17 protein-coding genes and 1 pseudogene are annotated in these 14,165 nt (G+C 42.9%); 14 read left to right on the top strand and 4 right to left on the bottom strand.

The window, feature by feature from the left end:
* Positions 1–18 precede the first annotated feature (18 nt).
* From AC058W_RS05345 to AC058W_RS05315, 7 genes and pseudogenes are all read left to right on the top strand, one after another.
* On the top strand, positions 19–615 hold the full coding sequence (locus AC058W_RS05345; RefSeq protein ID WP_015535748.1) for an MptD family putative ECF transporter S component: 597 nt from the start codon (positions 19–21) through the stop codon (positions 613–615).
* A complete protein-coding gene (locus AC058W_RS05340) occupies positions 615–1,367 on the top strand; it encodes an energy-coupling factor transporter transmembrane component T (protein WP_055222061.1) in 753 nt (250 codons plus the stop codon). The genes AC058W_RS05345 and AC058W_RS05340 overlap by 1 nt, the downstream gene beginning before the upstream one ends.
* Positions 1,364–2,830, top strand: coding sequence for an ABC transporter ATP-binding protein (locus tag AC058W_RS05335; RefSeq protein WP_054335617.1), 1,467 nt, complete (start codon positions 1,364–1,366; stop codon positions 2,828–2,830). The genes AC058W_RS05340 and AC058W_RS05335 overlap by 4 nt, the downstream gene beginning before the upstream one ends.
* 126 nt (positions 2,831–2,956) lie before the next feature.
* The gene (locus AC058W_RS05330) at positions 2,957–4,741 is read left to right on the top strand and encodes an ABC transporter ATP-binding protein (protein WP_138344132.1); all 1,785 of its coding nucleotides are present in this window, start codon (positions 2,957–2,959) and stop codon (positions 4,739–4,741) included.
* A complete protein-coding gene (locus tag AC058W_RS05325) occupies positions 4,742–6,490 on the top strand; it encodes an ABC transporter ATP-binding protein (RefSeq protein ID WP_015528447.1) in 1,749 nt (582 codons plus the stop codon).
* Between the two features lie 11 nt (positions 6,491–6,501).
* A pseudogene (locus AC058W_RS05320) lies at positions 6,502–6,872 on the top strand (metal-dependent transcriptional regulator).
* A gap of 123 nt (positions 6,873–6,995) precedes the next feature.
* A complete protein-coding gene (locus AC058W_RS05315) occupies positions 6,996–7,232 on the top strand; it encodes a hypothetical protein (protein WP_015528449.1) in 237 nt (78 codons plus the stop codon).
* Between the two features lie 15 nt (positions 7,233–7,247).
* Here AC058W_RS05315 and AC058W_RS05310 read toward each other — a convergent pair whose 3' ends face one another.
* Together AC058W_RS05310 and AC058W_RS05305 are read right to left on the bottom strand one after the other, a co-directional pair.
* Positions 7,248–8,627, bottom strand: a complete 1,380-nt coding sequence (locus AC058W_RS05310) for a relaxase/mobilization nuclease domain-containing protein (protein ID WP_479389798.1) — start codon at positions 8,625–8,627, stop codon at positions 7,248–7,250.
* Positions 8,594–8,917 (bottom strand): MobC family plasmid mobilization relaxosome protein, encoded by a 324-nt coding sequence (locus tag AC058W_RS05305; RefSeq protein ID WP_015528451.1) that lies wholly within the window; start codon positions 8,915–8,917, stop codon positions 8,594–8,596. The genes AC058W_RS05310 and AC058W_RS05305 overlap by 34 nt, the downstream gene beginning before the upstream one ends.
* A 249-nt stretch (positions 8,918–9,166) precedes the next feature.
* Here AC058W_RS05305 and AC058W_RS05300 point away from each other — a divergent pair, with 249 nt between their 5' ends.
* Both AC058W_RS05300 and AC058W_RS05295 read left to right on the top strand, forming a co-directional pair.
* The gene (locus AC058W_RS05300; RefSeq protein WP_054335618.1) at positions 9,167–9,538 is read left to right on the top strand and encodes an MmcQ/YjbR family DNA-binding protein; all 372 of its coding nucleotides are present in this window, start codon (positions 9,167–9,169) and stop codon (positions 9,536–9,538) included.
* Complete coding sequence (locus AC058W_RS05295) at positions 9,538–9,969, top strand: flavodoxin family protein (protein ID WP_054335660.1); 432 nt, start codon at positions 9,538–9,540, stop codon at positions 9,967–9,969. The genes AC058W_RS05300 and AC058W_RS05295 overlap by 1 nt, the downstream gene beginning before the upstream one ends.
* Before the next feature lie 58 nt (positions 9,970–10,027).
* On the opposite strand, the gene AC058W_RS05290 is transcribed toward AC058W_RS05295, so the two are convergent.
* Positions 10,028–10,228: a helix-turn-helix transcriptional regulator gene (locus AC058W_RS05290; RefSeq protein WP_054335619.1), complete on the bottom strand. Its 201-nt coding sequence runs from the start codon at positions 10,226–10,228 to the stop codon at positions 10,028–10,030.
* A 57-nt stretch (positions 10,229–10,285) separates the two neighbouring features.
* Complete coding sequence (locus tag AC058W_RS05285; protein ID WP_117457278.1) at positions 10,286–11,020, bottom strand: XRE family transcriptional regulator; 735 nt, start codon at positions 11,018–11,020, stop codon at positions 10,286–10,288.
* A gap of 192 nt (positions 11,021–11,212) precedes the next feature.
* Between AC058W_RS05285 and dinB the strand changes: the two genes are divergently transcribed.
* The 5 genes from dinB to AC058W_RS05260 all read left to right on the top strand — a co-directional run bounded on the left by dinB (position 11,213) and on the right by AC058W_RS05260 (position 14,143).
* Complete coding sequence (gene dinB, locus AC058W_RS05280; protein ID WP_138344134.1) at positions 11,213–12,460, top strand: DNA polymerase IV; 1,248 nt, start codon at positions 11,213–11,215, stop codon at positions 12,458–12,460.
* Between the two features lie 14 nt (positions 12,461–12,474).
* Complete coding sequence (locus AC058W_RS05275; protein ID WP_117457280.1) at positions 12,475–12,687, top strand: LexA family protein; 213 nt, start codon at positions 12,475–12,477, stop codon at positions 12,685–12,687.
* Positions 12,688–12,699: 12 nt separating this feature from the next.
* Positions 12,700–12,939 (top strand): hypothetical protein, encoded by a 240-nt coding sequence (locus tag AC058W_RS05270; protein WP_476389797.1) that lies wholly within the window; start codon positions 12,700–12,702, stop codon positions 12,937–12,939.
* Positions 12,940–13,189: 250 nt separating this feature from the next.
* Positions 13,190–13,762, top strand: a complete 573-nt coding sequence (locus AC058W_RS05265; protein ID WP_054335622.1) for an ArpU family phage packaging/lysis transcriptional regulator — start codon at positions 13,190–13,192, stop codon at positions 13,760–13,762.
* A gap of 9 nt (positions 13,763–13,771) precedes the next feature.
* Complete coding sequence (locus AC058W_RS05260) at positions 13,772–14,143, top strand: hypothetical protein (RefSeq protein ID WP_054335661.1); 372 nt, start codon at positions 13,772–13,774, stop codon at positions 14,141–14,143.
* Positions 14,144–14,165 lie beyond the last annotated feature (22 nt).

Genomic DNA, 14,165 nt, shown 5'->3' with positions numbered 1-14,165 from the left:
AGATAGGAGGATACTGGTATGAGTTCCCAGAAAAAAAGTTCCCGGCTTGAGGGAAAAGATTTAATTACTATCGGCATCTACACCGTCATCTATGTCGTCATTGTTATGCTGGTGGCGATGCTTGGCTTCATCCCCATTTTTATTCCGCTGATGGCGGTGCTGTGTCCTTTGATTGGCGGCATCCCCTATATGCTGTATGTTACAAAGGCTAAAAAATTCGGGATGACTGCAATCATGGGTTTCCTGATTGGCCTAATCATGGTGTTCTTCGGCAACGGCTATCTTACTATGGTAACTGGTCTTGTTGGCGGCCTGTTGGCTGACGTGATCCTGAAAAAGGCAGACTACAAAAGTGCAAAGAGTACAGTTCTTTCCTGCGGTGTGTTCAGCATCTGGGTGTTTGGCAACTTTGCTCCCATTTTCCTGAACCGTGAAAGCTATATGGTAATGCTGACTGAAGGATACGGCGCTGAATATGCAGCTACCCTTAATACATATATGCCTATGTGGATTGCGCCTATTTTGCTGGTTGCCTGCTTTGTGTTTGGCCTTGTCGGAGGTATGATTGGGAAAGCCATTTGCAAAAAGCACTTCCAGCGTGCCGGTATTGCATAATGGCGCGGGAAATTCTGCTCAGCAAAAAAACAGAACAAGGGTTGCGGCTCGATCCGCGTACAAAACTGTTGCTCATCTTCATCATAAGCATTTTTGTCATGGGTGGAACAGGCGGAGAAGCTATGGGACTGATCCGCCTTGTTCTTTGTGTGGTTCCGGCTATATTGCTGCTTACCTCGAAACAATGTGCAAAAGCTGTGGGCTATATTGCTGTGTTTTCTGTTTTTTATGCTGTCCAAATTTATGTTTTGCCGCACCTTACGGGGATATTGAATTTCCTTGTTCTGTTTACAATAGGATTCTTCTGCCGAATCCTTCCCAGTGTTGCGATTGCTGCCTATGCAGTGAAAACAACAACGGTCAGTGAATTGATTTCCGGCATGGAAAGAATCCATATGCCTAAAGAAGTGACGATCCCCTTAACGGTCATGTTCCGCTTCTTTCCAACTGTCTTTCAGGAGTCAGAAGCAATCAGTGACGCTATGAAAATGCGTGGGATTAAACTTGGAGGGAAAAAATCTTCAAAAATATTGGAGTATAAGCTGATCCCGATGATTACCTGCTCCGTGAAAATCGGTGAGGAACTTTCCGCTGCGGCAATTACCCGTGGCCTCGGCGCTCCTGTCAAACGCACAAACATTTGCCAGCTTAAATTCAATTTTGCCGATGTGGTGCTGATCTTGTTTTGTTGCTTTGTAGTGTTTTGGGCGATTGCTTCCCCGATAATTTCCGCAGGAGGGATTTTGCCATGATAGATTTTCAAAATGTTTCTTTTTCTTATGGTGAAGAATCCAGCGGCGGAGGGATTAGAAATGTCAATCTCACCATAAACACAGGGGAATTTGTTTTACTCACGGGAGAATCCGGCTGTGGGAAAACAACGATTACCCGTTTGGTAAACGGGCTGGTGCCTCATTATTACGAGGGCAAATTAGAGGGCGATGTCCTTCTGGACGGAAAAAGCGTATCAGATACGCCGCTTTATGACTTGGCTGCTATGGTGGGATCTGTATTCCAGAATCCCAAAAGTCAGTTTTTCAACGTGGATACGGATAGTGAATTAGCCTTTGCCTGTGAAAATTTAGGCTATCCTCAGGAGGATATCCTGAAAAGGATTGACCGGACAGTTTCCGATTATCATATTGAAGATTTGATGGGGCGAAGCGTGTTTGCTCTGTCCGGAGGCGAAAAGCAAAAAATAGCCTGTGCTTCATCAAGTGTATTGCTGCCGGGAATTATGGTCCTGGACGAACCATCTTCTAATTTGGATATGGCTGCTATTGATGACCTGCGGCAGGTCCTAAGCCTCTGGAAAAAGCAGGGCAAAACAATTCTGATCGCAGAACACCGCCTTTACTACCTTCACGATCTTGCAGATCGTGTGCTGTATGTAAAAGATGGGGAGATTGAACGGGAATACACGCCTGCTGAATTTGACAGCTTATCGGATGGCACTCGAAAAGAAATAGGGCTGCGGCCGTTTTCTCTCTCGAAGTTGAAGCCTGCGAATCAGTATCAGGCGCATACAGCTAAACAGATGGAATTTCAAAATTTCTGCTTTGCGTATAAAAAGCGGGAACCGGAAAGCCTCCATATTCCGAGTGCAGAACTGCCTGTTGGAGAAACGATTGCCATTATCGGTCTGAATGGCGCTGGAAAATCTACTCTGGCCCGCTGTATTTGCGGACTGGAAAAGAAGTGTGGCTTTTTGCAGGTTGAGGGGAAAACCCTTGATTGGAAAGCCCGGCTCAAACATTGCTACATGGTAATGCAGGATACCAGCCATCAGCTATTTACCGAAAGCGTGGCGGATGAAGTGCTTCTGAGCATGGACAACAAGGATGAAACTGTTGTGGATAAAATCCTTAAACAGTTTGATCTGCTGGAATATAAAGACAGGCACCCGCTTTCTCTTTCCGGCGGGCAAAAACAGCGGGTAGCGATCGCGTCTGCCATTGTGAGTAACCGGGAGATCATTGTGTTTGACGAACCAACAAGCGGGCTTGATCTCAAACATATGAGGGAAGTTGCGCGGAGTTTGAAGTCACTCGCGGATCAGGGCAAAACGCTTCTTGTTATTACGCATGATCCGGAGTTGGTGATGGCGGGATGTTCGTATGTAGTCCATATGGAAAAAGGGCAAGTAAAAGAAAGCTATCCATTGGACGAATCCGGCAGTAAAAAGGTTTTGGATTTTTTCCGAATCCGCCAGTGAATTTTAGAAATTATGAATGTCAGGGCCGCCTTGACTGGACAGAAAGATAATGATAAGAGGCCGCTTTACTTTGGCGGCCTCTTGTTTTTGAAGCACAGACAGTACGGCTCAATATAAGGAGGGCTTATGTTCAAAAAAATCTTTGAGTACGCAGGGCCATATAAGAAAAATATGTATGTGGCCACGGTTGTCGTACTGGTCAGCGTTCTTACGGGTATCCTGCCTTTTGTGCTGGCCTATCAGGTCATTTCGCCATTGGTTATGGGCGATTCTGTTGAAACAGAATTTGTTTTATTGCGTGTTATAGGGGTTTTGATCTGTCTTGTTTTGCAGGCGTTTTTTTATGGATGGGGATTATCAATTTCTCATAAAGCAGCATATAACACATTGTTGCGGCTGCGGGTATCTCTGCAAAAGAAGTTTGAGAAACTTCCCCTTGGCATTGTGGAGGAAAAAGGGACAGGGACAATCAAAAAGCTGTTTGTCGATGATGTGGACAGCTTGGAATTGCTCCTTGCTCATTCAGTCCCAGAGGGTATCGCAAATTTACTGATCCCGCTGGTGATTTATGTTGCTATGTTTTGTGCGGACTGGAAACTGGCTCTTATGTCTTTGGCCTCTATCCCGATCAGCCTGCTCTCCATGGTCATTATGTACTCTGTTGGAATGAAGCGCATGGGTCCCTACTATCAGTCTGCACAGAAAATGAACAACACGATCATTGAGTACATCAATGGTATGGAGGTTGTCAAGGTTTTCAACCGGGAGAGCGAATCTTACGAGAACTTCCGCAAGGATGTAACGGACTATCGGGATTATACCTTGGCATGGTATAAGGCCGCCTGGCCCTGGATGGCGATATACGGAAGTCTACTGCCCTGCACTGTTATTCTGACTTTGCCTCTTGGGGCATGGTTTGTTCTCTGTGGCATAAGCACTTTACCTGATTTGATTTTAGTCCTCTGCCTTTCCCTCAGCATTGGGATTCCTCTCCTGAAAGCACTGGGCTTTATGGAGACGATTCCGAATCTGAATTATAAGATCACGGCACTTGAACAGATGTTAAATACGGCACCGCTGCAAGCTGCTGAGGATGATTTCCACGGACAGGATTTTAACATTTCTTACGATCATGTTTCCTTTGCGTATCAGACGACACAGCCTGGCCCAGATGGGAAACCGATAATAGCGGAAAACGAAGTCCTCCACGATATTACCTTTGTGGCACAAGCAGGACAAAAAACTGCCCTAGTTGGTGAATCCGGTTCTGGCAAGAGCACCCTTGCAAAACTGTTGATCCACTACTATGACCCGCAGAAAGGGAGCATTTCCATTGGCGGGCATAAACTTTGTGATATGAGCCTGGAGGCATTGAACAGCCGCATTTCCTATGTGGCTCAGGATCAGTACCTGTTTAACACCTCCCTGCTGGAAAATATCCGTCTTGGACGTTTGGATGCTACCGATGAGGAAGTAATGCAGGCGGCGAAGAAAGCCCGGTGTATGGAGTTTCTGGAAAAGCTGCCGCAAGGTATTCACTCCATGGCGGGCGATGCGGGGAAAATGCTTTCCGGGGGGCAGCGCCAGCGAATTTCCCTGGCGCGGGCAATATTGAAGGATGCCCCGATTGTAGTGCTTGACGAGGCTACGGCCTATGCTGATCCAGAAAATGAGGAAAAAATGGAGGCTGCTATTGCGGAGCTGGTGGAGGGAAAAACCTTGGTAGTTATCGCTCACAAACTTCCCGCTATAATGAACGCAGATCAAATATGCGTTATGGATCACGGAAAGATGGTGGCAACCGGAAAACATCAGGAGCTGATTCAAGCTTGCCCAGAATACCAAAAGTTGTGGAAAGCGGCTCAGGACAGCGCCGAGTGGAAAGTATCTACTGCAAAGGAGGGAAGATAAATGTTTGCATTGATTTCAAGAATCCTGAACCTCTCCGGGAGGTATAAAAGCCGTATTCAGGCTGCATTTCTATGTGCATTTGTCGAGTCCATTCTCTCCAAAATGCCGATCTTCATGGCGTTTATTGTCTTGGCCGGGTTTGCTGATAATACGCTGACTGGAAAGACCTGTCTGTTTGTCGGACTTGGATTATTAGCTGTTGTAGTGGTTCAGACAGTGGTTCACTATTTGAGCGACCGTCTGCAAAGTGCCGCTGGATTTATGATCTTTGCTGATAAACGGATGGAGTTGGGAAATCATTTAAGAAAAATGCCGATGGGTTACTTTACATCGGGGAATATTGGAAAAATCAGCTCTGTTCTCAGTACGGATATGGTATTCATTGAGGAAGTTTCTATGAGTACCATTGGCAACATGATGAGCTATATGCTGTCTACTTTGGTTTTAGCTGTTTTTATGTTCGTACTGGATTGGAGACTTGGGCTGATTGCGGTAATCATTACCTTGCTGGCATCACTGGTTGCAAAATATATGAATAAGGTTTCCTTCAAGGAGGCTGTCGGGCGTCAAAACCAAAGCGAGAATTTGACGGATGCGGTCTTGTCTTTTGCTGAAGGAATTGGGGTTATCAAAAGTTACAATCTGCTCGGAGAAAAATCTGACGAATTAACGGAAAACTTCAAAAAATCAAGGGATGTCAATACGAAGTTTGAGCAGAAAATGACACCGTGGACCACTGGCTTAAACATTCTCTATGGCGTGGGTATTGCCGCTATCTTCGGTTTATCCGTTTTTTTACATCAGGAAGGCGTACTCTCCCTGGCTTATCTTTTGGGCGTGCTGCTGTTTGTCTTTGATCTCTTTGGACCTCTGAAAGCTCTTTATGGAGAAGCAACCCGACTGACCGTGATGAATGCCGCATTAGACCGCATTGAAGCTGTTTTGGACGAGCCCGAACTTCCCGATAACGGAAATCAACATATTCTGTCACAGGCACAGCCGGATCAGCCAGAAGTACAATTTAGCGATGTGGGCTTCGCCTATCAGGACAAGGAAGTCCTGCACAACATCAGCTTCTCTATGCAGAAGAATACCATGACCGCACTTGTGGGACCGTCTGGCGGTGGCAAATCCACGATTGCGAACCTTCTGGCGCGGCTGTGGGATGTGAAATCCGGCAAAGTGACAATCCGTGGTACAGATATTCGGGATGTACCTCTCGCCGAACTGATGGAACAGATCAGCATGGTTTTCCAGAGGGTGTACTTGTTCCAGGATACCATTTACAACAATATCAGCATGGGTAAACCGGACGCTACCGAGGAAGAAGTCTATGAGGCTGCAAAAAAAGCCCGCTGCTATGATTTTATCATGGCGCTGCCAGATGGATTCCAGACAGTCATCGGTGAAGGCGGCGCTACTCTGTCCGGCGGCGAAAAGCAAAGAATCTCTATCGCCCGATGCATTTTGAAGGACGCACCGATTGTCATTCTGGATGAAGCGACTGCAAGTGTTGATACCGATAATGAAAGCTATATCCAGGAGGCAATCAATGAGCTGGTAAAGGGTAAAACATTACTTGTGATTGCACATCGCCTGAATACCATCCGTCAGGCAGATCAGATTTTGGTGATCTCTGATGGACGGATCAGCGAACAGGGAACCCATGACGAGCTTATGGCAAAAGCCGGGATTTATCAGGATTTTGTAAATATCCGTAAAAAGGCTTCCGGCTGGAGCCTTGCATAAAGGAGGAACCGATGAAGATTCATGCGTCCGGGGAGGATTATCTGGAGGCTGTGCTGATTCTTCAAAAGAAGCAGGGTATGGTCCGATCCATTCATCTTGCCCGGCACATGGGTATTCCAGCAAACCGAGCATCAGCCATGCAGTAGGTGTGTTAAAGAATGGCGGTTTCCTGACTGTCGATGAAGATGGATACCTCAATCTGACTAATGCCGGGCGGGAGGTTGCCGAGAAAATTTATGAACGCCATCAGTTCTTTACGGAGCAGCTTGTAGCTGTCGGGGTTGATCGGGAAACTGCAGAAAGAGATGCCTGTCGGATAGAACATGTAATCAGTGAAGAAGCTTTTGAAAAATTGAAAACTTCGGTTGAAAAAAAGTATTAGTACAATGTTGATTCACCGAATCTTTTATGTTCATCATACTATAGAATTGTTGAGAAACGTGAAACAGGGTATGAAACTCGTATACTAAAAGACATTCAGAGTGGAATTACACTAGAAACACTTATGGCAAAAGGACATAGGAAAACGCCGGAAGAAAAAGCAGCTGTTGCGAAACAAAAGAGGAAACAGAGGCGAGCAAAACGGAAAAAAGAAGCAAGAGATAATCTGACCAAAGAAGAGATCTTGCAAGATGACCGATTTTTCTGTATTGCTGGTTATACCTCCGGAGGTGCACCGTATGGTGTCACCTGGGAGGAAAAGGATTTGAAACCTTGGGAAGATTTGGAAGAAAATGAGTGAGTTGCCAGTGCAATCTTATTTTTCTCTTGTGACAGAAACAGGTTCCTTTTTTGCCGGAAGTAAGTCTGAACTGATCTCTGGAGCATCGAGCAGTACAGTGAAATTTTGCTGAATGATCTCTAGGGTTTTCTGCTTTTTCTGCACTTCCTGTTTTTCCCGGACAGTAGCATCCTGTTCAGATTCAAGATTTTCAATCCGCTTCTGGATTTTATTAGAGCTTGGGATTTTGGTGATACCGATATTCTGAAGCTCTTTTTTTAGTGAATCGTGGAGCTGGTATTCTGCCTGATGTTTGGTGCGGTATGCTTTTGGATTTTTAGCAGATTTACAATCTTCAATTACTTTACGACAAAGCCGGTAAGAATTGCAGTGTTTCTGAATGACTTTCTGCGTGCTCAGCTCACTGTTGATTTGTGCTATTCTTTGGTCGGCAACTTTCACAGAAGCTTCAATGTCAGATACATGCTGCCTGAAATCGTCATAATTCAGCAAGTTATTTTCGGAAAGATAGTTGAAGGTGCGGGCTGCCTCTTTTAGATTATTGAGCTTTGCCCATCGTTCAAATCCCTCTCGATTTCCAGTTGTGACATAAGTGGAGATATTGATATACAAGCGAGCTTCTCTGGACAGATGTCTTGGAGTTTTTACTTTGCTACGATTTTTAGCCAGACGGATGCGAACATTTTCTTCGGAATAATAGCTTCCGAGAGATTTCATATAAGTGAAGTTCTTCTGCTCCGGTGCACGGAAGGACAGGTGCTTTCCCTGCCGGACTTCATATCCGGCTAATTGCATCTTTTGCAGAAATTCCTCATAGTTGATGGAAGTCCAGATTGATTTATCAACTGCGACACGTAGCTTGGCTTTCCAACTGGTGCCACGATGATATTCCATGTTCTCTTTATAGCTTTTACCTTTTTCTCCGGTTGGCATGCTGGTGGCAAGTCCATTTTCATGGCAGATACGATTACTGATTCTGCAGAGTTTATGGTAGCTCCGCTTATTGGAAACATACTTGTGATGATCAACAAAGCTTGCAGCGTTGAAGATGATATGATTGTGAATATGATTTTTGTCAACGTGTGTGCTGATCACGTACTCATATTTTCCTTTCAGCACTTCGTCAGCAAATTGTTGACCTAAGCGATGGGCATTTTCGGCATCAACTTCTCCAGGTTTAAATGATTGGATCAGATGAAATGCCAGGTTATCGCCTTTATCCATTCCATTCTTTTTTGCCATTTCTCTTGTCATAGAAAATTCAAGATCTGCAGTTTCCGGGGAACAGCCAAAACTGGAAACTAACAGTTTTTCATCTGTCTTATCTGGATTTGTAATATAGTCCAGAGCTTTCTTGTCAGTTACCTTAATGGGGAAGATTTTAAGATACGCCATAATTCTTTCACCATCTCTTTCAATTCTTGCATTTCTTCTGGATATAGATCTCCGGTGGTATTTACCTTTTTTGCAATCTGGTTGATATTTACACCAATCTTGTGCATTTCCTCATACTGTTTCTTCAGTGGGGTGGTATCGGTGTTGACGATGTAACCGTCGATTGCCATCTTACGCAGATAAGCTCCCATGTTTTTGGTTTTTGATTCTATCATCTTCCTGCGTATAAGCTTCCTTTCTTCTTCGGTGACATAAAAATGGATTTCTTTGTTTCTCTTTCTTTCAGCCATTGGTGGGTTCTCCTTTCTGAGAGGACAGTAGTATCGTTGCTTTCAACGTTTTTCAATTTAGGGCAGGGTACCCTAAATTGGGATTTCCCGGAAGTGTATCCTCACTTCCTGTCCTTGCTGTTTTACCCCTCTATTAGTTAAAGTCAGGAGAACCGGGAAAATGCAAAAGAATTTGGCAGGTAGCACGGGAAGTGAAAATATGGTATGATTATGGGCAGGATATCAGGAGAATCAGGAGTTGAATAGATTGTGAAGAAAGAAGAAATTTTTGAATATGTGAAGAAACAGTATGGTACGATGCCGGAGTATTTATGGGCACAATCACCAGATAATGCTGTGTTGCGACATAAGAATGGAAAATGGTATGCTGTGGTCATGAGCGTTGAAAAATGCAAACTAGGATTAGAAGGAAATGAATTTGTCGATATTATGGATGTAAAATGTGATCCGGAAATGACAAGTATGATTATTCAGACCTTTGGATTTTTGCCAGGATACCATATGAACAAACAGCACTGGATCACAATTTTACTGGATGGTTCAGTAAGTGAAGCAAAGACATTAGATTTTTTGGATATGAGCTATGATATGATTGATGGGAATAGAGGAAAGGAAGAATGATGAGAAAGGTAATCGTATATTCATCTGTGCATCATGGAAACACAGAGAAATTAGTAAAGAGCATTGCAGAAGAGTGTCAGGTTGATTTGATTGATGCTGTAAAACAGCCAGATGCAGATCTGAGCAGTTATGATACGATTGGGTTTGCATCAGGAATCTATTTTTCAAAATTTCATCAGTCGATATTGGGATTTGCAGAGAAGAATCTACCGGACGACAAAGGGGTATTTCTGATCTGTACTTATGGTGGAAGTGCAAATTATAAATCCATAGAGCAGATTTTGGGCAAGAAGCATTCTACAGCAATCGGAAAATTCGGATGCAAGGGCTATGACACATTTGGCCCATTTAAACTGGTGGGTGGTATAGCAAAAGGACATCCAGATGGAAAAGATATAAAAAATGCAGTTGAGTTTGTAAAAGGACTCTAAATAGTTTAGCGAAAAAGAAAAACCGGGGAACAGTCCTCGGTTTTCTGATATTTGCGGTTCAGTCTTCAATTTGAAAAATCTCTTCTACTGGCATTTTCAGATAATGTGCCAGACGGATTGCAATTTCGAGAGAGGCATTTCGCTCACCACGCTCAATGCGTCCGATGGTATCACTGCAAGAACCGACAGCTTTTGCAAGATCTGCCTGAACGAGATTTCGTTCTTCACGGATATCTTTAAGTGTGTTGTTAATTGCCATTTTATCACTTCCTTTATTATTTTCAGCAAGAGCAGGCTAGAAGTCTGCAGTTGATCTTTAATGAAAACCAGGGATTTCTGCTCCTTTGCATTTTCCGATTACTTTCCCAAAGATTTTAAAAGAATCAGATTCATAAATCTGGATTGGATGATACTTTTCATTCAATGAAACCAGATAAACTCCATCCGGACCGTCATGTAGCTCTTTGATATAGGTATTGCCATTGAGATAGAAGATACCGATTTCACCGTTGGAGATACTGTCTTGTTTATGAACCCATGCAACATCTCCGGTATGATACATTGGTTCCATACTGTCACCAGATATACGGATTCCAAAATCCGTCTTTTCAGGTGCGAGATGACCGACATTGTAACTTTCTTTTACACTGTCTTCAATATAATTTCCAGTACCGGCAGAAGCTGGCTCTACTGCAATCGGCTGATAATTTTCAAATGGAATGATATCGGCTCTATGCGGAAGATACTTTCTGGACGCCCGCAGAAGATTGGCAAATTCAATAATCTTAGCTTTGCCGTCTTCATTCAAATTTTCCATGACATGATCAAATGGATTTTCACCTAAAAATTCTTCGTATATATCTTCAATATCTAAAATCTGACAAACTGTCAGGATTGTGTGTAAGGAGGGTTCTCTTGTTAGATTCTCCCATTTGGAGACTGCTTTCGTAGTAACTTCAATTCCTTCCTGAGCAAGTAAGTCCACCAGATCCGCCTGGGAGTAGCCTTTCCTTTTTCTGTTTTCTACTAATACTTCTCCGAAAGCACGCATATGTTCGCCTCATTTCTTTTTGATTTTTCTATATGCATTATAACCCGAATAAAATCAAAAATCAAGAAAAATCTCCGAAAAGGAGATAATACGACCAAGATGTCGCTTGACTATCTCCAATACGGAGATATATACTAAGCATACAGAAATTGATAAGACAATAAACCAAACAGAGAGAAGGTGGTGGAGTTAATGGGAGACAGGACAATTCTTCATAGCGACATGAATTCATTTTATGCAAGTGTGGAAATGCTGCATCACCCGGAATTTGCCGGAATGCCTCTTGCAGTTGGCGGTGATCCGGAAGCCAGACATGGAATTGTGCTGACAGCAAATTATATTGCAAAGCGAAAAGGTGTAAAGACCGGAATGGCATTATGGCAGGCAAAACAGATTTGTCCGGAAATCATTTTTGTGCCACCACGGATGGACTTGTATTTGAGATTTTCACAGATGGCAAGAGAAATCTATTCGGAGTATACGGACAAGATCGAGCCATATGGGATTGATGAAGCCTGGCTGGATGTATCAGCCAGTAGAAATCTGAAAGGAAGCGGAATAACGATTGCAAGAGAAATCAGCCATCGGATTAAATACGAACTGGGTGTAACGGTAAGTATTGGAATTTCCTGGAATAAGATTTATGCGAAACTTGGTTCAGATTACAAAAAGCCAGATGCGATTACAGAGTTTAACCGGGAGAATTATAAAAGTATGATTTGGCAGCTTCCTGCATCGGATCTGCTTTATGTTGGAAGACAGACTCGGAAGAAACTTCAGAAGCTGGGGATTCGAACCATTGGGGAACTTGCAGAAAGTGATGAAGCAATGTTAGAAAGCCATTTTGGAAAGATGGGAATTGTGTTATGGTCATTTGCAAATGGCTGGGACGATGATCCAGTTTGCAAAGATGGGTATACAGCTCCGGTGAAGTCAATTGGTAATAGTACCACAACTCCAAGAGATTTAGAAGATGATCTGGATGTCTGGATCATTCAGATGGCACTGGCAGAAAGCGTTGCAGCAAGATTAAGAAAACATGGTTTTAAATGCAAAACGATAGAAATTACGGTCCGAGACAATGGCTTGTTTCGTTTTTCGAGGCAGAAACAATTACATCATCCAACAAATATAACAGATGAGATTGTTACAGCAGCATTTCAATTGTTTAAGGATTATTATAAATGGGAGCATCCAATCAGAAGCCTTGGTATTCGAGCAGTAGATCTTGTGTTGGATGATATTCCCGTCCAGTTGGAACTTTTTGGTAATCAAGAGAAACAGGAAAAATTGGAAAAGATGGATCGCACTGTAGATGAGATCAGACGACGGTTTGGTTATTTCAGTATACAGAGAGCAGTTATGTATCAGGATAAAGTCTTATCCCACTTGGACGCTGGTACACATACAGTTCATCCACACAGTTATTTTCATGGATAATGGGAGGGATAGATTTGAAACAGACATTAACCAGAAAACAGGAAGAAAGCTATCAGTGCATTTTGAATTATACGAAGGAGCATGGATATCCGCCGACAGTTCGGGAATTTGGAAAACTGATTGGAGTAAGATCAACGTCATCTGCTTTTTCCAGAATTAAGCAGTTGGAACAAAACGGATATATCCGAAGGATTCCGGCATCGCCAAGAGCAATAGAGATCTTATAGTGAGGTGTCGGTATGAATAAAGTGTATGTAGATGTAGTGGCAGAGTTTCGGAAAGACGGAAAACTGGTTCCTATATTTTTCACCTGGGAAGATGGAAGAAAATATAACATTGACAGAATTTTGAAAATTGAGCGATGTGCCAGCAGAAAGGCAGGCGGTGTAGGAATGGTGTATACCTGTATGATACAGGGACAGGAAAGCCATTTGTTTTATGAAGTGGATAAATGGTTTATGGAGAGAAAAACAGCATAAGGAGAGATTGGTATAGACGATATTATTTGGATTATTAACCGGCAGGGATAGTCACTTTCCCTTTATATTCCTGTAGGTTTTACATAAGAAGATGGATTCCGGTCAGCAAAGGCAGCTCCCACAATGCCTTTTGGATATCCGCTTCTGCAAGTTGTAGTAAGTAATTGCTTCCCATCAAAATCATGGGGAAAGCGAACTGGTCTGAAAGACCGCCAGTTAGTGTGATGATGATAAGGAGATTTTGAAACTGATGACAGACAGAGATTATGCAATTAAATCAATGAAAGAGATTACCTTCCAGATGGCAAGCCATGCACAGGATTATCTGGAAGTAACGATGGAGAGACATTATACAGATATCAAGGAACTGATGACAAGCTATCAGAAATTGATTTTGGAAAATCAGATTGTGTTAGAAGAATTGGATATGGAGTGCCAGGAGAAAATCAATGAAGATATGGCATATGCGTTGAGTTATCTGAGCATTTATAACAATCAGCTGAATGTGCCAAAGATGCACCGGGAAATGAATAACCTGATGATTATTTACGGCTTGTCAGATATGATCTATCGTGGAATGACACTGGTAAAGTTCTATGCACCGAATGGTGTGATGCTCAGTGAGATTCTTCATTCCTGCTTTTGCAGTCATTATAATAAGACAGATGTGGAAGTACAGCAGGAGTTAGGCGTAGGCAGGACTTCTTTTTATAAAATGAAGAAGCAGGCACTTGGATATTTAGGATTTTATTTTTATGAGATAGTGGTACCGCAGGCAAAAGATAAAAGATTTAAACCATCACTGGGCGTTGAGGAAGAGTAGGTGAATAATATGAGATACGAAGATTCGATGAAGGGTGTAGCTGATCAGATAATCAAAGAACAGCAGCGAGCCAGTAAAATTAAAAACAATCCAGAAGAATTCCATTGGCATGACGAATATGCAACGTTGAATTTCTTTCGGTTTATCTGTAAAAATATCGGTAACTTGGGAAATGGAGAAATTGAAAAAATGGTCACACGCTTAAAGCACATAGATCAGAAAGCAGTGGAAAACCATGTGAATGGTGCTGTCTGGGCATTTGATTATGATAAGATGTTCTGTGTACTGATGGAAAATGAAATTTGCCGAAAGGTGTGTGAAAAGAATAAATATAATAGTTGGACGAAGCTGATTGGACAGTATTGTGTTTCAATGGCTTAAAGATGAAGAAAGTGTTGCTGGA

The organism is Blautia sp. CGZ-1-C1, from assembly GCF_056504575.1.
Note: the sequence above shows the minus strand (reverse complement) of the source record. Positions and strands in the feature narration are given on the sequence as shown.